This window comes from Peptoclostridium sp. AF21-18, from assembly GCF_003478825.1.
In the GTDB taxonomy this organism is placed as follows: Bacteria; Bacillota; Clostridia; order Peptostreptococcales; family Peptostreptococcaceae; genus Peptacetobacter.
Genome location: NZ_QUGE01000003.1, coordinates 150,596 through 173,073, shown reverse-complemented (window position 1 = coordinate 173,073; position 22,478 = coordinate 150,596). Strand labels below are relative to the sequence as shown.

General features: G+C 31.0%; 20 protein-coding genes and 1 other annotated feature. Of the genes, 2 read left to right on the top strand and 18 right to left on the bottom strand.

Annotated features, from left to right (window positions below; translation table 11 throughout):
* Positions 1-105: 105 nt before the first annotated feature.
* The 4 genes from rplT to DWX74_RS03085 all read right to left on the bottom strand — a co-directional run bounded on the left by rplT (position 106) and on the right by DWX74_RS03085 (position 2,378).
* Complete coding sequence (rplT, locus tag DWX74_RS03100) at positions 106-462, bottom strand: 50S ribosomal protein L20 (RefSeq protein ID WP_006440756.1); 357 nt, start codon at positions 460-462, stop codon at positions 106-108.
* 67 nt (positions 463-529) lie between these two features.
* Entirely contained in the window at positions 530-727 is a 198-nt protein-coding gene (gene rpmI, locus DWX74_RS03095) for a 50S ribosomal protein L35 (RefSeq protein WP_006440755.1), read from the bottom strand.
* Between the two features lie 28 nt (positions 728-755).
* Positions 756-1,247 carry a translation initiation factor IF-3 gene (gene infC, locus DWX74_RS03090; protein ID WP_330360548.1) on the bottom strand — a complete coding sequence of 164 codons (492 nt, stop codon included), beginning with the start codon at positions 1,245-1,247 and terminating at the stop codon, positions 756-758.
* Positions 1,248-1,508: 261 nt separating this feature from the next.
* Complete coding sequence (locus DWX74_RS03085; protein WP_118548665.1) at positions 1,509-2,378, bottom strand: methionyl aminopeptidase; 870 nt, start codon at positions 2,376-2,378, stop codon at positions 1,509-1,511.
* Positions 2,379-2,748: 370 nt separating this feature from the next.
* Here DWX74_RS03085 and DWX74_RS03080 point away from each other — a divergent pair, with 370 nt between their 5' ends.
* Positions 2,749-3,309 (top strand): manganese efflux pump MntP, encoded by a 561-nt coding sequence (locus tag DWX74_RS03080; protein ID WP_118548664.1) that lies wholly within the window; start codon positions 2,749-2,751, stop codon positions 3,307-3,309.
* Positions 3,310-3,375: 66 nt separating this feature from the next.
* Here DWX74_RS03080 and proC read toward each other — a convergent pair whose 3' ends face one another.
* The 14 genes from proC to nifV all read right to left on the bottom strand — a co-directional run bounded on the left by proC (position 3,376) and on the right by nifV (position 20,822).
* Complete coding sequence (gene proC / locus DWX74_RS03075) at positions 3,376-4,173, bottom strand: pyrroline-5-carboxylate reductase (RefSeq protein WP_118548663.1); 798 nt, start codon at positions 4,171-4,173, stop codon at positions 3,376-3,378.
* Positions 4,174-4,505: 332 nt separating this feature from the next.
* Positions 4,506-6,422, bottom strand: a complete 1,917-nt coding sequence (thrS, locus tag DWX74_RS03070) for a threonine--tRNA ligase (RefSeq protein WP_118548662.1) — start codon at positions 6,420-6,422, stop codon at positions 4,506-4,508.
* Positions 6,423-6,517: 95 nt separating this feature from the next.
* Positions 6,518-6,738 (bottom strand) — a binding site (T-box leader).
* A 69-nt stretch (positions 6,739-6,807) separates the two neighbouring features.
* On the bottom strand, positions 6,808-7,410 hold the full coding sequence (locus DWX74_RS03065) for a DUF445 domain-containing protein (protein ID WP_199647527.1): 603 nt from the start codon (positions 7,408-7,410) through the stop codon (positions 6,808-6,810).
* A 181-nt stretch (positions 7,411-7,591) separates the two neighbouring features.
* A complete protein-coding gene (locus DWX74_RS03060) occupies positions 7,592-8,350 on the bottom strand; it encodes a DUF6873 family GME fold protein (protein ID WP_118548660.1) in 759 nt (252 codons plus the stop codon).
* Between the two features lie 87 nt (positions 8,351-8,437).
* Positions 8,438-9,292: a protein-ADP-ribose hydrolase gene (locus tag DWX74_RS03055; RefSeq protein WP_118548659.1), complete on the bottom strand. Its 855-nt coding sequence runs from the start codon at positions 9,290-9,292 to the stop codon at positions 8,438-8,440.
* 101 nt (positions 9,293-9,393) lie between these two features.
* Positions 9,394-10,632: a glycosyltransferase family 4 protein gene (locus DWX74_RS03050; RefSeq protein WP_118548658.1), complete on the bottom strand. Its 1,239-nt coding sequence runs from the start codon at positions 10,630-10,632 to the stop codon at positions 9,394-9,396.
* A 26-nt stretch (positions 10,633-10,658) separates the two neighbouring features.
* Positions 10,659-11,522, bottom strand: a complete 864-nt coding sequence (locus tag DWX74_RS03045; RefSeq protein ID WP_118548657.1) for a hypothetical protein — start codon at positions 11,520-11,522, stop codon at positions 10,659-10,661.
* A gap of 262 nt (positions 11,523-11,784) precedes the next feature.
* Complete coding sequence (locus tag DWX74_RS03040) at positions 11,785-12,306, bottom strand: nitroreductase family protein (RefSeq protein WP_286164167.1); 522 nt, start codon at positions 12,304-12,306, stop codon at positions 11,785-11,787.
* Between the two features lie 119 nt (positions 12,307-12,425).
* A complete protein-coding gene (locus tag DWX74_RS03035) occupies positions 12,426-14,102 on the bottom strand; it encodes an ABC transporter permease (protein ID WP_286164166.1) in 1,677 nt (558 codons plus the stop codon).
* Positions 14,103-14,107: 5 nt separating this feature from the next.
* Positions 14,108-15,163, bottom strand: coding sequence for an ABC transporter ATP-binding protein (locus tag DWX74_RS03030; protein ID WP_118548654.1), 1,056 nt, complete (start codon positions 15,161-15,163; stop codon positions 14,108-14,110).
* A 174-nt stretch (positions 15,164-15,337) separates the two neighbouring features.
* Positions 15,338-16,399 carry an extracellular solute-binding protein gene (locus tag DWX74_RS03025; protein WP_118548653.1) on the bottom strand — a complete coding sequence of 354 codons (1,062 nt, stop codon included), beginning with the start codon at positions 16,397-16,399 and terminating at the stop codon, positions 15,338-15,340.
* 270 nt (positions 16,400-16,669) lie between these two features.
* The gene (locus DWX74_RS03020) at positions 16,670-17,662 is read right to left on the bottom strand and encodes an isocitrate/isopropylmalate dehydrogenase family protein (protein WP_006440740.1); all 993 of its coding nucleotides are present in this window, start codon (positions 17,660-17,662) and stop codon (positions 16,670-16,672) included.
* A gap of 28 nt (positions 17,663-17,690) precedes the next feature.
* A complete protein-coding gene (locus tag DWX74_RS03015; protein WP_118548652.1) occupies positions 17,691-19,616 on the bottom strand; it encodes an aconitate hydratase in 1,926 nt (641 codons plus the stop codon).
* A gap of 48 nt (positions 19,617-19,664) precedes the next feature.
* Positions 19,665-20,822 (bottom strand): homocitrate synthase, encoded by a 1,158-nt coding sequence (gene nifV, locus DWX74_RS03010; RefSeq protein ID WP_118548651.1) that lies wholly within the window; start codon positions 20,820-20,822, stop codon positions 19,665-19,667.
* A gap of 522 nt (positions 20,823-21,344) precedes the next feature.
* On the opposite strand from nifV, the gene DWX74_RS03005 reads away from it, so the two are divergent.
* A complete protein-coding gene (locus DWX74_RS03005) occupies positions 21,345-22,460 on the top strand; it encodes a DEAD/DEAH box helicase (protein WP_118548650.1) in 1,116 nt (371 codons plus the stop codon).
* Positions 22,461-22,478: the final 18 nt, after the last annotated feature.

Here is a 22,478-nt window from a genome sequence, read left to right as displayed (position 1 = left end):
ACACAAGTTTTCCACAGTTTTAAATTATTATAATTTCCTTAAGAATAAAAAAAAGACCGTCTTGCTTATGCAAAACAGTCTGTATTTACGGTAGTATAATGTTAATTAAGCTAATTTAGCTTTAGCAACTTCTACAAGTTTAGCGAATCCAGCTGGATCAGCTATAGCCATTTCAGATAACATTTTTCTGTTAACTTCAACACCTGCTAATTTTAAACCGTTCATTAATCTTGAGTAAGATATTCCGTTCATTCTAGCAGCTGCATTTATTCTCTGTATCCAAAGTTTTCTGTAATCTCTTTTCTTTAATTTTCTACCTATGTATGCATTTCTTAATGCTTTCATAACGAATGCATTAGCTGGTCTAAATAATTTGCTTCTAGATCCTCTGAATCCTTTTGCAAGTTTTAAAACTTTTTTATGTTTTTTACGGGCATTCATACCTTTTTTTACTCTTGCCATTATTCTTATCCTCCATTATTTATTATTTAAAATCTTCTTATATTTTCCGTTTCTTTTATTACGATTCTTATTTGTATGGTAATAACTGAGCTATTCTTCTAGCATCACCTTCAGAAACTAAAGTTGACTGTCTTAAGTTCATTTTAGTTTTTGCAGATTTTTTAGTTAATATATGGCTTTTGTAAGCTTTAGCTCTTTTTAATTTTCCATTTCCTGTTCTTTTTAATCTTTTTGCTGCACCTCTATGAGTTTTCATTTTTGGCATGACAAAGTTCCTCCTCTCGAATATTTATCTATTTTTTTGGATCTATTATTACAACCATGTTGTTCCCTTCAAATGTAGGGGCTTTCGCTGGTTCTCCAAACTCTTTCACTGCTTCTATGAATTTAAGCATTACATCTTTACCAAGGTCTTTGTGACCTAATTCTCTACCTCTAAATCTAAGTTCTACTTTAACCTTATCTCCTTTTGATAAGAATTTCATAGCCTGTTTAGCTTTAGTATTAAGGTCGTTCTGTTCTATACCTGGTCTTAATCTTACTTCTTTAACATTAACAGTTTTCTGTTTTTTCTTTGCTTCTTTTTCTTTTCTTGCCTGTTCGTATCTGTACTTTCCATAGTCCATTATTTTACAAACAGGTGGTTTAGCGTTTGGTGATATTAGAACTAAGTCTAAATTCTTATTGTTTGCTAATCCCTGAGCTTCTTTTGTAGGCATAACTCCAAGCTGTTCTCCGTTTGCAGAGATAACTCTTACTTCCTTTTCTTTTATCTGTTCGTTTATTGCGACTTCCTTACTAATGGTAGTCCACCTCCATCATTATATTAAAAAAGGCGAATGATAAATTATCATCCGCCATATAAGTTCTCATTACTAATAAAGCTTTTACCTAAAGCTTCTCTAACTCATATTAACACTTACTAACTCTCGTCGTAAGGTGAGAAACGGATTTCTACTTGCTGTCTTTTAACTTACTTGTTTATTATATTACTTATTGTAACTTAATGCAAGTCTTTTTTTGAAAAAGTTTAAATTTATTTTTTATTACCGTGTTATTATTTCTATTCCGTCTTCAGTTACTAGTATCTGATGTTCCCACTGAGCTGATAGAGAATCATCTGCTGTGTATACTGTCCATTCATTTACATCGTCAACATATACATCGTATTCACCTTCATTTATCATTGGCTCTATTGTAAATATCATTCCCGGAACTAATACCATTCCCTGACCTTTTTTACCAACATGTGCTACAAATGGATCTTCGTGGAATTCTAATCCTATTCCATGTCCACCAAAAGCTCTTACTACTGAGTATCCATTTTTTTCAGCTAATTCCTGTACTGCAGCACCTATATCTCCAAGATGTCCCCAAGGTTTAACTGCTTTTATTCCTGCTTCTAAACATTCTTTAGCTACATCAGTTATTTTATCAGCAGCTTCACTAACTTTTCCTATTTTGAACATTCTTGATGCATCTGAGAAATATCCATCTTTTATAGTAGATACGTCTACATTGACAATATCTCCTTCTTTTAAGATTATATTTTCATCTGGTATACCATGGCATACTTCGCTATTTATAGAAGTACAAACACTCTTAGGGAATCCACCGTATCCAAGAGGGGCTGGAGTTGCACCATGAGCTATTGTATAATCGTAAACTATTTTATCTATATCAGCTGTACTCATTCCAGCTTTTATATGTTTTGCAACTTCATCAAGTACTCCTGTATTTATTTTTCCACTTTCTTTTATTGCTTCTATCTGTTCTTTATTTTTTATTAAAGATTTTGGTGGCATTATGTGTCCTTTTGCCGCCATTTCATTGTATTTTTCATCAAAGTCCATATGGCATTTTTTATATTTTAATCCGCTTCCACACCAGCATTTATCATTTCTATTAGTAGTCATTTGTTATCCTTCCTTCCAATTATTTTTAATTATTTTAAATCTACATTTATATTTTAACACTTATTTTTAATATGTGAAGGTTTATTTATTTTTACAAAAGAATTTTATCATTCATTTCTAATTGACAATTACAAATAATTTCACTTATAATATTAGAAGATATTTATATGATAATTTTTAGCAATAAGGGAGTAGTTGGCAATCTTTTAAGATTGTAATTTAGTCAACATACTGGCAGTTTGACTGTCTGGCTTTATTTTGAATGACGAGACTTATCTGCAGCTTAGGCTGTAGATAGGTCTTTTTTTATTCCCATTTTAAATTAAACTGTTCTGAGTTGCTGATTTTATAAATTTTTAAGGAGGAAATTATGAGTTTATTTGAATTATTTATAACTGCTGTAGCACTTTCAATGGATGCTTTTGCAGTTGCAATTTGTAAGGGACTTACACTTAGAGAAAGGGATGTAAAAAAATCACTTTTAACTGGTACATACTTTGGTGGTTTTCAGGCACTCATGCCTGTAATGGGTTATATTCTAGCTAGTAGCTTTAAAGAAAGAATTATGTCTATAGATCACTGGGTTGCATTTGTTCTTCTTGCACTTATAGGCGCAAATATGATTAAAGAATCTAGAGAGGAAAGTTGCGATATAGAAAGTTCTTCTTTTGATTTTAAAACTATGGTTGTTTTAGCTATAGCCACTAGCATAGATGCAATGGCTGTTGGTATCACATTTGCATTCTTAGGAGTAAACATAGTCTATGCTGCTATATTAATAGGTATAACTACATTTATAATATCTGCATTTGGGATAAGAATAGGTACTTTATTTGGGATAAGATTCAAATCTAAAGCTGAATTTGCCGGTGGTATAGTACTTATACTACTAGGAACAAAAATATTACTAGAACATCTCGGACTATTTTAATTTTTATAATAAAAAATGGGCTATTGATTCATTTCAACAGCCCGTTTTTACATTTTTTTATATTTTCTATTTTAAAGACATATCTTTTTCTATAACTGCACTAACTGCTTTTTCAACTGTGCTCATGAAATTATTGTCCTGAAGCTGACAAACACCTTCTATTGTTGTTCCACCAGGAGAACAAACCTCGTCCATTAATCCAAATGGATGTTTATCAGACTCCATAACCATCTTAGCTGATCCAAAAACTGAGCTTGCTGCTATATCTAATGCCACATCTTTTGGAAGCCCCCATTTAACACCAGCTCTTGCTAAAGCATCTATATATATGTAAGTAAACGCTGGAGATGCACATCCAACTGCAGTAAATACAGCAAATTGATGTTCTTCTATCTCAACTATACTTCCAACTTCACCAAACATTGTCTTAACAACTTCTTTTTCTTCATCAGTAACATTAGCACTACAAGTAAAACAACTAGTAGACATTAAAGCCTGTGCATTTACATTTGGCATAACTCTAACTATATGCACATCTTCACCTAAATTTTCCTGTAAATAACTTATTTCCTTACCTGCTGCTATTGATATAACTAACTGCCCCTCTCTTAAAAGCTCTTTAACCTCTGGCATAACATCTGGTAGCACCTGTGGCTTAACAGATAAAACCACAACATCAGAATTTTCCATAAGCTCCTTAACAGAATAACAAGTAGTTAAACCGTACTGCTCAGATAACTTCTCTACCTTAGATGCTGTTCTATTATATCCTAGAACATCAGCATTATCAAAAGACTTACCTAAACACATCCCCTTCATAATAGCTGCTGCCATATTACCTACACCTAAAAATCCAAACTTCATACAATTACCTCCTCAAATAAAAAATTAAATTAAACCATTAATTAGTAATAATTATATCATAAATACTTATATCAATATAATCTCACTTTTTCAATTATAAAATATTATCCTCACTTCCTTAAGATAAATAGTATGCTGTTATCAAGGATTGTTTAGTAGACCTTTTCTTTTAAGACTTAAACACAAGTAGCTCGCACCGACAATTCTGCAAGCGCCCCAAAACCTTGAAATGTGTTAAACAAATGGTTGGGGCGCTGAAGCCTGGAGAGCGAATACTTGTGTTAAGTCAAAGAAAGGGCTGCTACAATCCTTGTAACAGCCCCATACTATATTTATTCCATTACTATATTTTCTCTTGATGCAACTTTAGCCTGTACTTCTTCTATGAATTTAGCTAATTCAACATTACCTAATTCACCTTCATCTCTAGATCTTACAGATATATTGTTTTCAGCTTCTTCTTTTTCACCTACTATTACCATGTAAGGAACTTTTTCAAGCTGAGCTTCTCTTATCTTGAATCCAACTTTTTCAACTCTACCGTCAACTTCAACTCTTAATCCATTATCGAATAATTCTTTTCTAACTTTTTCAGCGTAATCAGCGTATTTGTCAGATATAGGTATTATTTTAACCTGAGTTGGAGCTAACCAAACTGGGAATTTACCAGCATATTGTTCTATAAGTATTCCTATGAATCTTTCTATACTTCCGAATGCAACCCTGTGTATCATAACTGGTCTATGTTTTTCTCCATCCTGTCCTATGTAAGTAGCATCGAACTGTCTTGGAAGCTGCATATCTAGCTGTATAGTACCACACTGCCAAGTTCTTCCTATGCAGTCAGTTAAGTGGAAGTCTATCTTAGGTCCGTAGAATGCTCCATCTCCTTCATTTACAACGAATGGAAGATTTAATTCTTCAAGAGCTCCTCTTAAACCATTTTCTGCTGCTTCCCATTCTTCATCAGATCCCATAGAATCTTCTGGTCTAGTAGATAATTCTAAGTGATATTCAAATCCAAATGTTTTATATATACCATCTATTAAAGATATTACACCTTTTATTTCATCTCTTATCTGTTCTGGTAACATGAATATATGAGCGTCGTCCTGAGTAAATGCTCTAACTCTCATTAATCCGTGAAGTGCTCCAGATAATTCGTGTCTATGAACTCTACCAAGTTCAGCAACTCTCATTGGGAAATCTCTGTAAGAGTGCATTTCGCTCTTATAGTATAACATTCCTCCTGGACAGTTCATTGGTTTTATAGCGTAATCTTCTTCATCTATTTTTACAGTATACATATTTTCTTTGTAGTGATACCAATGTCCTGAAGTTTCCCATAATTTTCTATTTAATATTATTGGAGTTTCTATTTCAACGTATTCAGCTGCTCTATGTACTTCTCTCCAGTATTCTAATAAAGCATTTTTAAGAGCCATACCTTTTGGTAACATTAGAGGGAATCCTGGTCCTTCTTCAGGTATCATGAATAATCCTAATTCTTTACCTAATTTTCTGTGGTCTCTTTTCTTAGCTTCTTCTAACATGTGTAAATGTTCTTCTAAGTCTTTGTTCTTTTCGAAAGATACACCGTATATTCTCTGAAGCATTTTTCTATTTTCGTCTCCACGCCAGTAAGCACCAGCTACACTTGTAAGCTTAACTGCTTTTACTTTCTTAGTAGAAAGAAGGTGTGGTCCTGCACATAAATCTGTGAAATCACCCTGTTTGTAGAATGATATTACTGCATCTTCTGGTAAATCTTCTATTAATTCTACTTTGTAGTCTTCACCTTTTTCCTGCATTAATTTTATAGCTTCTTCTCTAGAAAGTTCAAATCTTTCTATTTTTAAATCTTCTTTAGCTATTTTTTTCATTTCTTTTTCTAAAGCTTCAAGATCTTCTGGAACTAAACTATGTTCTAAATCTATATCATAATAGAATCCATTGTCTATAGCAGGTCCTATAGCTAATTTAGCATCTGGATATAATCTTTTTATAGCCTGAGCTAGTATATGAGATGAAGTATGTCTAAATACTTCTCTACCTTCTTTATCTTCAAATTTTAGAAGATTAACTGAACAGTCTTTGTCTAATACTGCATCTAATCCAACTACTTCCCCATCTACTTCAGCTGCAACTATGCTTCTTGCTAAACCTTCACTTATTGACTTAGCAACATCTAAAACTGATACACCTGATTCAAATTCTCTTACATCGTTTTTTAAAGATACTTTTATCATTATTGTGTCCTCCCCTTTTTTATATTAATTGATTATAATTTACATATTAATTTTATATTTTGCTTTTCATGAAAATAAAAAAACTCGTCCCATAAAATTGGGACGAGTATGCTCGCGGTTCCACCCAAGTTGGTATTTATCAAAATAAACACCCTCTTGAAGATTATAAGGTAATCACCCGGATACTTTCACTTTCGCTACTAAATCCTGCTCCAAGCTAGTTTTCAGATAACTCATTTCTATCGGGCTCTCAGCCGGTGACCCAATCTCTCTGTAAGACGATCTTTATCCTACTCTGTCTTTTCATCGCTAATATAAAACTCTGATTTCATTCTACCACATCATTTTGCATATTACAATACAAAGCTTTTAATTTTCTGAAATATTATATAACTAATGTTATTAAGCCCTGAATTATACCAATTAAAAATCCTAGGAGTAACCCTAAAACCTCTATATGCTTTAATTCTTTCTTAGCTATTCTAACAGTCATTTCTTCTAGATACTCTATATCAAACTCATTTATTCTATCTTCTATAATTTTTTCTATATCTACTCTATTCTTAGCTTTTTCTATAAAGCTACTACTTAAATCATCTATAGCATTTCCAACTTCTTTTTCTACTATATCTGATATATATCCGTTTATTTTATTAACTAAAGATGAAGGTAGGAATATTGCTTTTTCAGCTATTATATTAGATACTTTTGAATTTATATATCCCGCTATTTCTGCTTTATCTTCATCTTTTATTATTCCATTGAATATGTCTTCTTCACTAAGTAACTCTCTTTTTACTGTCTCAGCTACATTTTTTGCTATTTCAGCTCTTCTCTTAGGTATTAACCCCATTATTTCTATGTTAGTAAGTGGTATTTTTATAGGTTCATACGGTTTAAATAGCATTTTTATAGCAACAACATTCGTAATATATCCTATAAGCCCCCCAATTATCGCCATAAATAATATTCTTAAAAATATATTCATAACAAACATCCTTTCCCTTTTAATATTTTTTAATCAATCTAATTAATTTCGTTTTAATTTTTATATATGCATAATCTAGACTTATCTATTTCTATGCTACATCAGAATATTATTATATACCTATCTATTTAATTTATTCAACACCTTAATCATTTCAATCTATAATTTCACTTTAAATTCACTATTCGATTACAATTGGTATTATAGATCCTAAATCTATAAGTTTCTCCTTAGAAAGAGATACATATCTTTTTCCATATTTATTTAAAAACTCTTTAATCTTTTCAAAATCCGGATGATTTTCTACATTCCCTAAAAATCCAACTTCTGAATCTGATAATATCCCTGTACAACCTCCAATAAATCCAAAATTCATATCAAACAAATCTATATTTCCTTGTTCTATAAGTAGATAATCTATATCAGCTCCACTTTTTTCTATACTATCTACTATACCTTTATCAGCAGTTATTATTGATTTATCATCAACAACGCATATAGAACATTTAGAATATCCTTGTTTTATACTTATTCTCTCAAACCCATTTTCATCTAAATATTTTAATACTTCTTTATCTGTATATTCAAAATTATGGAGTGCGTACTTTCCAACTACACATACATTATATGCAATATCCTCGGGATATTTTCTTTTAAGACACTTACCTCCCTTTATGACTTCTATCCCTAAACCATCCAAAAGTTCAATATACTCTTCATATAAATTAGGTGCTACTATTATTTTTCCATTTCCACAATTAAAAAATTGAATATCTGGATGATAGGATATAGCATCATATACATCTTTGCATTTTGTAGTTTTTATAACTCTAATATCTCTATCTAAAAGACTTTTTTCTAGTTCATCTTCAATCCTTCCATCAACTATACAAGTCTTTAATTTTCCCTCAAAACAAAACGGACTTTCTGCAAATTTCATAATATCTCACCTCAAAATAAAAGGCAGTACGAAATTCATACTGCCTTACTTTTAATATAATTTAATTCTATTTTTATTAAGAAAAATTTATCTTTCTAATGCTTTTAGATATTTTTCCATTTCTTCATCATCGTATACGTTAAATATAACTTTTATATCTTTTTCTGGATTTTCTTTTAACCAAATTCTAACTCTATCTACTGCAAGCTGTGCAGCTTCTTTTTTTGGATATCCTGAAGATCCTGTAGATATACCACAGAATACTATAGTTTTTATACCGTCTATATCTTTTACAGTATTTAGAACTGATTTATAGCAGTGAAGTAGCTGCTTTTCATGCTCTTTACTAGGATTTCCACCTAAAACAACTGGTCCTACAGTATGAACAACATATTTTGAAGGTAGGCAGTATGCTCTAGTTATTTTAGCATCTCCTGCGTATTCAATATGTCCCTGTTTTTCAATTATTGTATTGCAGTCTTCTCTAAGTCTTGGTCCTGCCACTGCATGAATTTTACTATCTACTCCTTTGTGGAATGGCTGTTTATTTCCTAATAATGAGCTGTTTGCATCATTTACAATAGCATCAGCTTTTATTTTTGTTATATCGCCTTTCCAAACAGCGATTCTATCTTCTTTTTCTTCTATTGAATTTGCATCAACTGCATTTTCTATATCATTTTCCATTAGAAGAATATTTTCAAGCATTGATAATATTTCCGGAGTAATTTTTTTAACCGGATAAGCTGCTAATAATGCTTTTAATTTTTCTATAGGTTCTAATTCAACTTTTGAGCTATACACTTTTGCTGGAACATCAGATGAAAAATAAGTAATTAATGTTTTTATATTCTTATTTTTCTGCTCCTCTGTTAGTGGCTTAACTGTTTTATCTAATTCTTCAAACAGTTTTATATCCTCAGCATATTCTTTCCATTTCATAACTCATCACTCCAATCTGCTTTAAGTCAGTTTTAGTTTTATATTTAACTTAATTGTAACACATATTGGTCAAACTTAAAATTTTATTTGTAAACGTTATACTATTTTGTTTTTATTATCATTTCTTCCATTCTTTTAGCAAGTCCATCCCAAGTTTTTTCTGACATATCTATAAATCTTTTATGATTTGTAGTATCTAGATTTTCTTTTATCATCTGATCTAAAGCTTTAGATAATCTATCTTCAAATGGCGCTATAGCTTCATCTGCTGGTACACCAACAGATTTCATTTCTGGAAGTTCAACATATTTTATTTTTCCAGATGTATTTATTTTTTCTCCAATCCACTCTTTTACGCCAGGTATATCAGTAACTACAACATCTGTACCACATGCCATAGCCTCTAGTACAACAACAGGTAGACCCTCATAGAATGAAGGTAATACAAATATATCTGCTTTGTTGAATTCCTCACTTAAATCATCCTGATTTAATTTTCCTAAAAATTTTATATCAAATCTACTTTCTTTAGCTTTTTCTACAATTTCGTCATAAGATTCTTTATCGCTTCCAGTACCTGCAAGTCTAATTTTGATGAAATCATCTTTGTAATCTAGTCTATCTAAACAATCTATAAACGGTATAAGTCCTTTTGATTTACATATTTTTCCGGCAAATACTAGTTCTATATAACCTCTTTCAACGTTGTAATTTTTATTTTTAAATATATTGTCGTTAAATCCACTTCCAATTACTTTAACCTTATCTTCTCCAACATTAAAAGTAGACATTATATCTCTTCTCTGTTCTTCATGAAGTGCAAATAACATATCTAAATTTCTTATATTTTCTTTTATATAATCCCTTTCTAATGGGATAGTTTTTAACTGTCTTAGACAAGTTCCATGACATACTGCAGCAATTTTTATATCTTTTTCTTTTACCACTTCTCTTACAAATGCAGTAAGTAAATATAAATGATGACATATTATTATATCTGGATTAAATTCCTCTAATGCCTTATTTATCTGCTTTTCAAATGCTCTTTTTAATTTTTCAACCATTTCAGCATCCATATCTCTATATCTAGTACTCTTGTAAGGCATAGAGTCGCTCATACCAACGACATTAAAATCTAACTCCTCTGTATTATATACAACTGGATAAAATTTTGTCGCTCCAAAATGTTCTTCTAATTCTTTTATGCTGTCATCTACATCAATTCCAGCTATAACAGATTGCTCATATCCTAATTTTTCAAACCCCTTTATCATTCCACACATATATATTCCGCTTCCTGTACTGTTAGGTTTTTGGGTAGTTATGTGTAATATTCTCATTTCTAATCCTTTCCTTCTCTATATAATTACTTTTCTTTTTTATTATAAAGCTCTACATATACAGCTGTTGAGTCGTCCATAACCTTAAATCTTGGCATTTTTATTGCCTTGTAGTCGTCTTCCTCAAATTCTCTCACCTGATTAAAAATATACTCTATTCCCATTTTTTCAGCTATATATATTAATTCATCCTCTTTTAAAATACCATATCTATCAGATGCACATGTAAATCCATCACTAGCAAGCATTATTTTCATCTCTTCTTCTACCTGAATATATCCATGTATAGAATTTTCTATTGCTTCCTCACTAAAATCTAAAATCCAATATCCATCTTTAGTATTTTTCTTCATTCTATTATCTATTATGGTATTCATAACCCTCGCTTTTATTTCATTAAATGAAAGCTTTTCTAAGTTAGGTATTCTAATCATTTCATCGTATACTTTATCATCAAGATGACATATGCTTCTATCTTTTATAATTTTTCTTTCTCCATCATTATAGAAGAAAGAGCAATCTCCTAAAAGAAAATACTCTATCATATCATCTCTAAATTTTACTATAGCTATAGAGCTAGATGGTAAATCTAATTTTTTTACATCTTTTCCCTCTACAAGCTCCTTATACTCTTCCTTTATACTTCTTATTCCATCTAACATAATTTCTTTTAATGAATCACTTCTGTATATATTTTCATGTAAAAAGTTATTCCACCACTGAGAGTACCATCTTGCATCACTCTCATCAGATACTATATTCTTACCATTAAGTCCAGTTGCTCCGTCAAGTACCCATACTCCAAAAGGTGTTATACCAGCTGCATCTTCATTATAAGGTGCTGTTCCTTGATTACATAAAAGGCTACAGTTTTTTATTTTTAGCCTCATAGACAATCCTCCTTTTTGGATTTATATATTTAAATTATTTCTTTTATCAATATGTTAAATTATATTTTCTATACAAATCAGTATAACACTATATTTTTTATGATAGTATTTATTTTTTCTATTATAATTTTCTTCTTATTAGTTTTTTTCTATATAAAGCTTTACTTTTCTATTCTACTACAATAGAGATATATTTTGTAAAATTTTTATCCAAAATTGCAATAAAAAAGAGCCTAATTAGACTCTTTTTTTATATTTCGTATTAAAATTTTTCAAAATGAACTTTTTCCCAAACCACATCTGAATCATTGTATGCATCTTTTTCTTCATTTGAATATCCAAGACCTAGTATACATTGAACTTTGTAGTTTTCTGGTATTCCCATAACATTCTTTATATAATCTTCAGCTGTCTGATTTTCATCGTGTGCTCTTTCTCTAACCTGAACCCAACAAGTAGCAAGACCTAAGCTATGAGCTTCAAGCTGCATATAAGATGCTGCTATCGAGCAGTCTTCAGTCCAAACATCAGTTAGTTCTGGATCTGCTACTATAACAATTGCTGCTGGAGCATCCTTTAAGAAAAATCCTCCACCCTTTGTTCTACAATTAGATAATAATTCTAATTTTTTTGAATCTGTAGTAACTACAAATTCCCAAGGTTTTTTAGATCTTCCTGATGGAGCTAAAAGCCCAGCCTTTAAAACTTTTTTAAGCTTATCCTCTGGAACTGGAAGATCAGAATATTTTCTACAACTTCTTCTAGTTTTTACAAAATCTATCACAAAAATACCCCCTTCATTTTTGAAATAATTAATTCCTTTAATTACATTATACTGTAATTGAAATTTTTTCATATATATTTATAAAAAATAACTTTAATTAAAAAAATAACAATTATTTTTTACTCTGGAGTTCCCACTTTTTGTATAGCTATACTCAATATTGTTGTAATTATAATTACTAATACACCATAGGCCATAGCAAGCCCTATCTTGTATTCAAAGACTCCACTTACCATTGCTATAGATACTGGTCTATTATTTATATTATATAAATAAGCAGAACTTGTATATTCACCTACACATCTTACAAATCCTAAAACAGCCCCAGATATTATACCTGGTTTTATTATAGGTACAGTTATCTTTCTTATCGTATACCAAAATCCTGCACCTAAACTCTTTGATGCTTCTTCATATGTAGGGTTTAAATTATACATAGATATATTTGTACTTCTAAGTACTAATGGTAAAATTCCTACAAAATACGCTAATGGAAGTATTATATAGCTTCCAACTAGATGCTGATTAAAAGCAAATATATTAGGTTTGTTAAATGCATTTATTAAGTTTACTGCTATTGCACTGGCAGGTATTGCAAGTGGTAGCATTGCAAGAATTTCGATTATTACTTTTAACTTATTTTTTGTTCTAACTATTATATAAGAACATGGTATAGATACAAATGCCCCCATTAAAGCTGCTATCATAGACATATTTATACTGTTTATAAATGGCTTCATAGCTCTTTTCTTTGTAAATATATCTATATAGTTTTCCATTGAAAAATCTTTAGGGAATATATCTACTAACCAACTTCCTGGTGTAACAAATGATAGTATAAATATTGTTATTACAGGTAGCATTATAAATATAATAGTAACTGCACTTATTATTATAAATACTGCCTTTAAAAATTTATTTTCTATTTCAACTTCCTGCATAGGACGTCCCTTTATAATTCCTTCTATTGCGCTTTTCTTTTCATAATATCTAGAAACTAAAAGGAATACTATAGCCATAAACGTAAGTATTACAACTTGTACAGATGCTATGTCCATATGGTTATTTGATTTTGCAAATAACATCTGAGTAGTTATTACCTTGTAGCTATCTCCAATAAGACTTGGAGCTGAGAACGATCCTATTGAAGATATAAATGTAACTAATGCAGATGCAATAAGTGCTGGTTTTATAAATGGTATTATTATTGTTTTAAATATTTCCCATTTTCCTGCACCTAAGTTTTTTGCTGCTTCAATTGATGAATAATCCATCTGTTTTATTGCTACAGATACATTCATGAAGAAATAAACATACTGTGTATATGCATGCACAAATAATATTCCCCAGAATCCTGTAAACGCATATGGTTCATCAGCTAATTTGAAAATTATTTCTAGTGATTCCGTTATTATTCCACTTTCTCCATAAAGCTGTATAAAAGCAAGTACTATTATTACCCCAGGTACCATTATTGGAGTTAAAAGTAATTTGCTAACTATCCTCTTGAATGGAAATTTAAAATAAGTAACCATAAACGCTAAGAATGTACCTATAACTCCACATACAAAAACTGATGCAAATCCAATAATAAGTGTATTTTTTACAGCTACTCTATTAGCTTCAACTGCAAAAAATTCTTTATAATAGTCTAGAGTGAATCCACCTTCACCCATAACACTCAGCATTATAGTTCTTATAGCTGGGAATAAAATATACCCAAGTAAAATCCATAAAATCGCAAACAGAACAATTCCTTTAAATATACTTAATTTTTTATCTTTAATCTGATTCATATCCACTACTCCCGAAGTATTTTTATAGCATTTCTAGGAATTTCTAAAAATACTTTACTTCCCTTTTCAAAAATAGCTCCTGTAAATGAATTTATTCTGCTCGCCTTTATAGTACATCCTCCTATGTCTATTACATAATCACTTATATTTCCATTGAAGTGTACTTCTTTTATTTCACCTTCTATTGTGTTTTCATTTCCATTATTTTCTTCGTATATCACTATATGTTCTGGTCTTATAGATATGTATTTTGCCACATCTGATTTATTTATATTTAATTTTATATTTCCTTCTATCTCTATTTCATCGTATTCAGAGTTAGAATTTATATTCTTTATTTCAAATAAATTTGTAACACCTATAAAATCTGCAACAAATCTATTTTTAGGATTTGCATATATTTCTTGAGGAGTACCTATCTGTACACATTTTCCACTTCTAAATACAGCAATTCTCTGAGACATTGTAAGAGCTTCACTCTGATCATGAGTTACGAATATTGTAGTTATTTTTAGTTTTCTCTGTAGTTCTTTTATTTCAAACCTCATTTCATCTCTAAGTTTTGCATCTAGGTTACAAAGAGGTTCATCAAGAAGCAATACTTCTGGCTCTATTACAAGAGCTCTAGCAAGTGCAACCCTCTGCTGTTCTCCACCTGATAACTCTGTAATTTTTCTCTTTTCATATCCATCAAGACGTATTAATTTTAATACATCTGTAACCTTTTTATTTATCTCATCTTTTGGTAGTTTCTTTACCTTTAATCCATAAGCTATATTGTCAAATACGTTCATATGCGGGAATAATGCATAGTTCTGGAAAACTAATCCAACTTCTCTTTTTTCTGCTGGTATATTGGTTATCTCCTTATCACCTATATATATAGCTCCCTCATCTGGTTTATTAAATCCAGCAATACTTCTAAGTAATGTAGTTTTTCCACATCCTGATGGCCCTAAAAATGTGAAGAATTCCCCCTTCTGTATCTCAAAAGACACATCGTCTATAGCTGCTTTTCCATCAAATACTTTCTTTAAATTTTTTATAGTAAGACCTTCCAAACTTTTTCTCCTTTCATCCAAAATAAAAGAGAGGCATAAAATACCTCTCTTTTAAATTCTAATCTTTTCCCTGATAAATAGACTCTGCTATTTTTTTGTATAATATATCACCAATTTCCCAACTTGGTATTTTATGTTTAATTAATAAATTTTAGATATTAAAGCTAATTTATATTATTTATCTTCTTTAACGTCTTTTGCTGTATTTTTTATTTCAGAATCCCATTTCTGCATCCAGTCACTCTGATTTTTAGCAAGAACTGACCAATCTACATCCATTGCTTTGTAAGTAGTTTCGCTCATCCATTTTGGAGAGTTTTCTAAAGCTGCTTTTAAAGTAGGAACTCTGTTAAATTCGTTAGCTATTTTAGCCTGAGTTTCTGCACTACCTACATATTCCATAAATGCTTTTGCTGCATTAGGGTTTTTACAATTTTTGATCTGTGCAACACCATCAGTTATAACTACTGAACCACTTTCAGCGTCAACTATTTCTAATGGTAGACCATTTTCTTTGTTTTCTACTATTGAGCTAAGAACTGAGTAACTTACACCAGCTTCTTTTCTTCCTATAGCCTGGAATAATAATGATTCATTTCCAAAGTATTTTTTAGTATTTTTATCTAAAGCTTTTAGGTAATCCCAACCTTCTTCTATTTTTCCTTCTTTATCGTACTGATATAATAAGCTTGAGTAAGTTGCTTTAGCTGATGAAGATTCAGCATTTCTGAATACTAACTGATCTGCAAATCTTTCATCTGTTAAATCTTTCCAATCTTTTGGAGCATCTTCTTTGCTTATTACTTCTGAGTTGTAGAACATCATTACTGGAGTCTGTATAGTTCCGTACCATAATCCATTTTCATCTTTGAACATTGGATCAAGGTCTTTTGCCCATGATGGTTCTGATTTTTCGAATAAATCTTTTGCTGATAATTCTAGGTAAGTTGCTGAAGAACCTCCGTACATTATATCAGCCTGTGGATCTTCTTTTTCTGCTTCAACTTTTTCTGCTAATTCACCCTTTAAGTTTATGAATTCTACGTTTACACCTGTTTCTTCTTCAAATCCAGCTGCTACTGATTCTAATAAATCTTCTGGATGTGTAGAGTATATTACTAGACTTTCTTCTAGTTCTCCGCCTTTAGAAGCCTCTTCTTCTTTTGGTGTACATCCTATTAGTGATACTGATAGTACTGCTGCTAATGCTAAGCTTAAATACTTCTTGAACTTCATAAATGTCCCTCTTTTCTTAAAATTTTCCCCCCGTATGAATATTCTATTACATTTAAACTTATTAAATGTATTATATATAAAATATCCGATTTTATTGTATCATCTTTCATTTACAAGTTTCGAATAGTTTTTATCTATAATCATATAGTTTTTATCTATAATTATAGATTCTTTATTCATGCATTATTTATAAACAAAACTTTTAAAGTAACAAAAAAGAAGCTGCTACAATAATTGTAACAGCTCCTTTAATATAGGGAATTTAGTTTATTAAAGATATTTGCAAATTTCATCGGCGAATTTGTCAGTACTTGCATCTCCGCCTAAATCAACAGTTAAAACTGTTCCGTCTTCAAATACTTTTTCTAAAGCATTTGTGATTCTATCTGCTGCATCATTTTCTCCTATGTATCTAAGCATCATAACTGCAGACTGTATTATTGCTGTTGGATTCGCTATATTCTGACCTGCTATCTGAGGTGCACTTCCATGTACAGCTTCAAATACAGCATAGTCTTTACCTATATTTGCACTAGGTATTAATCCAAGTCCTCCAACAAGTCCTGAACATAAGTCTGAAAGTATATCTCCATAAAGGTTTGGCATAACCATTACGTCGTATTTTTCTGGATTTAAAACTAAATTCATCGCAGCTGCATCTACTATCAGATCATCTGCTTCAATATCTAGTCCCTCTACTTTTTCTCTATATACATCTAAGAATAATCCATCAGTTAATTTCATTATATTTGCTTTATGAACGCCAGTTATTTTTTTTCTGTCATTTTTCTTAGCATAATCTACAGCAAAGTCTACTATTCTTTCGCATGCTGGTCTTGTTATTATTTTTATTGTTTCTGCACCATAGTCACCTATTTTGTGTTCTATTCCTGTGTAGCAACCTTCTGTATTTTCTCTCACTATAACTAAATCTACATCTTCGTATCTATTTTTTATTCCTTTAAAACTTTTTACAGGTCTTACATTTGCATAAAGGTCTAGTGTTTTTCTAAGTGCAACATTTACACTTCTGAATCCTTTTCCAACAGGAGTTGTTATAGGCCCCTTTATAGCAATTTTATTTTTCTTTATGCTATCTATTACATAGTCTGGTAGAGGAGTATTGTATTCATCTATTACCTCCATACCAGCTTTTACTTCTTCCCAATCTATTTCTACTCCTGCTTTTGCTACTACTTTTTTCATAGCTGCAGTTACCTCAGGTCCTATTCCGTCCCCAGGTATAAGTGTTATTTTATACATTAGCTTCACTTCCCAATCATAATATATTTTAGTTAGCTGTCTTTTTTGTGTAATTTAATTTTCCACCAGCTTTTATTACTTCTACATCTGAATCTGATAATTCAACTATTACATCAAATTCAAATCCTTTTGTAACATCCTTAACTGTTATTTTTCCACATTCTACTTTATTTATGGCGTCATCTATTACAAGTTCATCCATCTGGTCTATTCTGCCGTAATCGTCTGGATTTTCAAATACCATAGGTATTATTCCGCTATTTATAAGATTTGCTTTGTGTATTCTTGCAAAACTCTTAACTATTACACCTTTTATTCCTAGATAAAGTGGTGCAAGTGCTGCGTGTTCTCTACTAGATCCCTGTCCGTAGTTATCTCCACCTACTATAAATCCACCGCCATTTTCCTCAGCTCTCTTTGGAAAATCTTCATCTATTGTGCTGAAGCAGAATCCAGAAAGATATGGAATATTACTTCTGTATGGTAATAATTTTGCATTTGATGGCATTATATGGTCTGTAGTTATATTATCTCCTACTTTTAGAACTGCCTTTCCTGATACAGAATCTGCAAGTTCTGTATTTAGTGGGAATGGTTTTATATTTGGACCTCTTTCCACTTCTACCTTATCTCCATCTTCTGCTGGTTTGATTATCATACTGTCGTCAGTTATAAATCTGTCTACTGATAGATTTTCAAAATCAACTGGCATTTCCATAGGATCTGTAAGTACACCTGTTATTGCACTTACAGCTGCTGTTTCAGGGCTAACTAAATATACTTTAGCTGATAGTGTTCCGCTTCTTCCGTAGAAGTTTCTATTGAATGTTCTTAAAGATACTGCATCTGTTCCTGGAGACTGTCCCATACCTATACATGGTCCACATGAATTTTCAAGTATTCTCGCTCCAGAAGATATAATATCTGCTAAAGCTCCATTTCTTGATATCATTTCCATAACCTGTCTTGATCCAGGCGCAATTACTAAACTTACATCCTTATGAACTTTCTTTCCTTTTAGTATCTGAGCTACTTTCATTAAGTCTTCATAAGAAGAGTTTGTACAACTTCCTATAGCTACCTGATTTATTTTTATCTTTCCTATATTTTTTATTGTATCTACATTGTCTGGGCTGTGAGGTTTTGCTGCCATTGGAACTAATTCATCTAAATTGATATCTATTACTCTATCGTATACAGCATCAGCATCTGGTTTTAATTCCATCCATTCATCTTCTCTTCCCTGTGCTTTAAAGAATTCTAAAGTTTTTTCGTCACTTGGGAATATAGATGTTGTAGCACCAAGTTCTGCACCCATATTTGTTATTGTCGCTCTCTGTGGTACAGAAAGATATTTTAATCCTTCTCCACCGTATTCATATACTTTTCCTACTCCACCTTTTACAGTTTCACGTCTTAATACTTCTAATATGATATCTTTTGAAGCTACCATATTGTTTAATTTTCCTACTAAGTTTACTTTTACTACTTCAGGTGCTTTTATACTATATGCCTTTCCTGCCATTGCAAGAGCTACGTCTAGCCCACCTGCACCTATAGCTATCATACCAACACCACCTGCTGTTGGAGTGTGGCTATCTGAGCCTAGTAAAGTATTTCCTGGTTTAGAAAATCTTTCAAGATATACCTGATGGCATATTCCATTTCCAGGTCTTGAGAAATATATCCCGTATTTATCTGCTGCAGTCTGTATATATCTATGGTCGTCTGCATTTTCAAATCCCTGCTGAAGCATATTGTGGTCTATAAATGCTACACTTTTTTCTGTCTTAACTTTTTTTATTCCCATTGCTTCAAGCTGAAGATATGCCATTGTTCCTGTTGAATCCTGTGTAAGTGTGTTATCTATTTTAATACTTATAGTATTTCCTGCTTTAAGTTCTCCATCTACTACATGTTTTTTTAATATTTTATATACGAGATTTTCTCCCATTTTTTCACCCTCTTAATCTATTTTCTAATTATTGAATTTATTTTCTACTTATGCATTTTCTTCGTCAGCTAATAAATCGTAGTATATTCCAACTATTTCCTTGTCGAATAAAGATCTCTTCATTCTAACTGATACTGCTCTTATTTCTTCTAATACTTTTGAAGCCATTTCTGGAGATAATTCTATATCGTATTCAAGGAATTTATTTATTATAGCTGCTTTTCCTGAATGTTTTCCTATAACTATCTGTCTCTGTAGTCCGACTTCTTCTGGTTCGAAAGCTTCATAGTTTTTAGGATCTTTTAAAGCTCCATCTGCATGTATTCCAGATTCATGTTTGAACATATTGCTTCCAACTATTGCCTTCCAAGCTGGTAATTCTCTTCCTGATGCATTTGATACATATTCTGATAACTCTTTGAATTTTTTAGTATCTATGTCCATACCATATTTGAAAACATGTTTTAATGCCATTAGTACTTCTTCTAATGCAGCATTTCCAGCTCTTTCTCCAAGCCCATTCACTGTAACACCTATATGATTTGCTCCACCTATAGCCCCTGCTATTGCATTTGCTGTAGCCATACCAAAATCATTATGAGTATGCATTTCTATATCAAAATTAGTTGCTTTATGAATTTTTTCTATTTTATTTCTTATTGTAAATGGATCCATAACTCCAACTGTATCACAGAATCTAAATCTATCTGCTCCAGCCCGTTTACCCGCTTCTATAAACTGTATTAAGAAATCATCGTCTGCTCTAGAAGCATCTTCACCGTTTATAGATACATAAAGTCCGTTTTTCTTAGCATATTCAACAGATTTTACCATGTTTTCTATAACCCATTCTCTTGAAGTTTTTAGTTTATTCCGAATGTGTATGTCTGATACTGAAATAGAGATTGCTACAGCATCAACACCACAATCAATAGACTGTTCTATATCGCCAATAACAGCTCTGTTCCAAGCCATTATGCTTGATTTTAAATTTCTCTTGCAAATTCTTTTAATTGCATCTTTTTCGTCGCCACCCATTGCAGGTATTCCTACTTCAAGCTGGTCAACGCCTAAATCATTAAGCATCTGTGCTATTGTTATCTTTTCATTATTTGCAAAAACAACTCCTGCTGTCTGTTCACCGTCTCTAAGTGTTGTATCTACTATCTTTATCTCTCTATTTTTTAACTTATCAATTACACACATTTTAAATACCTCCTAAAAATTCAAACTAAATTCCTTTTTTATTTTCCCTAATAAATTCCCTTTTTAGTGCATTGATTTATTTTTTAGATTTTACACTAATTTATAACTTTTTTGAATTATGCAATTTATTTTTTAAATCTTGCATTTATCTCTTGGGTATATAATAATCCTTTAACAAAAATAAATCAATACCTTTTTGAATTTTATTTTTAATTTCTTGCATTTTTTTCTAAAAAATACATTTTAAAACCCTTTTTTTGACATATTTTATATTTTCAATTGCAATTAGTTGTATTTTTTTGATAATTCGTCATATTTTTTTAATCAATTTACCAAAATTTAACTGTATATTAGAACATAGTTTTCACATTCAAACAAATAATTTTCTCTCAATTATTCATTTTTTGACTCATTTTAATTAAATAACTATATTTCGTGTTATAATAATCTATAATGCGTAGTAAGTAATTTTTAATTTATTAAAATTTTATTAAATAATATTATTTTGAAAGGACATCAATTATGGAATTTAAAGATTTAAACATAAAAGAGGAGATTATAGATATTTTAAAAAAATCTGGAATAACAAAGCCTACTCCAGTTCAAGAGGAATGTATTGGAATAATAAAGGATGGAAGAGATGTTATAGCCCAGTCACAGACTGGAACAGGAAAAACTCTTGCTTTCTTAATTCCAACACTTGAAAAAATAAACAAAAATAAAAAGGATGTTTCTGCACTTATACTAACGCCTACAAGAGAGCTTGCACTTCAGATTTCTAATGAAGCTGAAAAACTAGCAGAACCTCTAGGATTAAATATACTATCTGCTTATGGTGGAAAGGATATAAAATCTCAGGTAAATAAACTAAAAGGAAATATTCACTTAGTAATCGCTACACCTGGTAGACTTTTAGATCACTTAGATAGAAAAACAATAAGTTTAAAAAATCTTGACGTTTTTATATTAGATGAAGCAGATCAGATGCTACTTATGGGATTTAAAAATGAAATAGATGCAATTCTCAAAGAAACAAATAAGAAAAGACAGTCTCTTTTCTTCTCTGCTACTATGGATTCACAAGTTAAAAAACTTGCCTATAGATATACAAATGACCCTGCTTTTATCGAAATAAAAAGCCAGGAAGTAACATTAGAAAAAATAAACCAATCTATTGTAAAAACTACAGATAGAAGAAAGTTCGACAGTTTATGCAAAGTTTTAGATGAAGACAATCCTTTTATGGCTATAATCTTCTGTAGAACTAAAAGAAGAGCTGATAAATTAGAGGAAGATATGGGTTCTAGAGGATATAACTGCGAAAAAATACACAGCGATATTTCTCAGGCAAAGAGAGAAAGAATTATGAAGAACTTCAGAAATATGAAAACACAGTACCTAATAGCAACAGATGTTGCATCTAGAGGACTTGATATAACTGGGGTTACACATATATATAACTACGACTTTCCAGAAACTGCAGAGGACTATATCCACAGAATAGGAAGAACTGGACGTGCTGGTGAAAATGGAGATACTTGTGCTTTTGTAACAGATAAAAATATAAAAGTACTTGAAGATGTAGAAAATAAACTAGGATTTAAAATAAAAGTAAGATTTGACGATACAGAAAAATAATTTATTTCATATAAAAAG

Coding starts and splice junctions, on each gene's coding strand:
- DWX74_RS03050 (WP_118548658.1), bottom strand. CDS start 10,632: ATGAGAATATTACACATAACTACCCAAAAACCTAACAGTACAGGAAGC.
- DWX74_RS03025 (WP_118548653.1), bottom strand. CDS start 16,399: ATGAAGTTCAAGAAGTATTTAAGCTTAGCATTAGCAGCAGTACTATCA.
- thrS (WP_118548662.1), bottom strand. CDS start 6,422: ATGATAAAAGTATCTTTAAAAAACGATGTAAGAGAATTTGAATCAGGT.
- rplT (WP_006440756.1), bottom strand. CDS start 462: ATGGCAAGAGTAAAAAAAGGTATGAATGCCCGTAAAAAACATAAAAAA.
- proC (WP_118548663.1), bottom strand. CDS start 4,173: ATGAAGTTTGGATTTTTAGGTGTAGGTAATATGGCAGCAGCTATTATG.
- DWX74_RS03055 (WP_118548659.1), bottom strand. CDS start 9,292: ATGAAATGGAAAGAATATGCTGAGGATATAAAACTGTTTGAAGAATTA.
- DWX74_RS03085 (WP_118548665.1), bottom strand. CDS start 2,378: ATGACTACTAATAGAAATGATAAATGCTGGTGTGGAAGCGGATTAAAA.
- DWX74_RS03035 (WP_286164166.1), bottom strand. CDS start 14,102: ATGAATCAGATTAAAGATAAAAAATTAAGTATATTTAAAGGAATTGTT.
- DWX74_RS03005 (WP_118548650.1), top strand. CDS start 21,345: ATGGAATTTAAAGATTTAAACATAAAAGAGGAGATTATAGATATTTTA.
- DWX74_RS03045 (WP_118548657.1), bottom strand. CDS start 11,522: ATGAGGCTAAAAATAAAAAACTGTAGCCTTTTATGTAATCAAGGAACA.
- DWX74_RS03060 (WP_118548660.1), bottom strand. CDS start 8,350: ATGAAATTTGCAGAAAGTCCGTTTTGTTTTGAGGGAAAATTAAAGACT.
- DWX74_RS03020 (WP_006440740.1), bottom strand. CDS start 17,662: ATGTATAAAATAACACTTATACCTGGGGACGGAATAGGACCTGAGGTA.
- DWX74_RS03015 (WP_118548652.1), bottom strand. CDS start 19,616: ATGGGAGAAAATCTCGTATATAAAATATTAAAAAAACATGTAGTAGAT.
- nifV (WP_118548651.1), bottom strand. CDS start 20,822: ATGTGTGTAATTGATAAGTTAAAAAATAGAGAGATAAAGATAGTAGAT.
- DWX74_RS03065 (WP_199647527.1), bottom strand. CDS start 7,410: ATGAATATATTTTTAAGAATATTATTTATGGCGATAATTGGGGGGCTT.
- DWX74_RS03080 (WP_118548664.1), top strand. CDS start 2,749: ATGAGTTTATTTGAATTATTTATAACTGCTGTAGCACTTTCAATGGAT.
- rpmI (WP_006440755.1), bottom strand. CDS start 727: ATGCCAAAAATGAAAACTCATAGAGGTGCAGCAAAAAGATTAAAAAGA.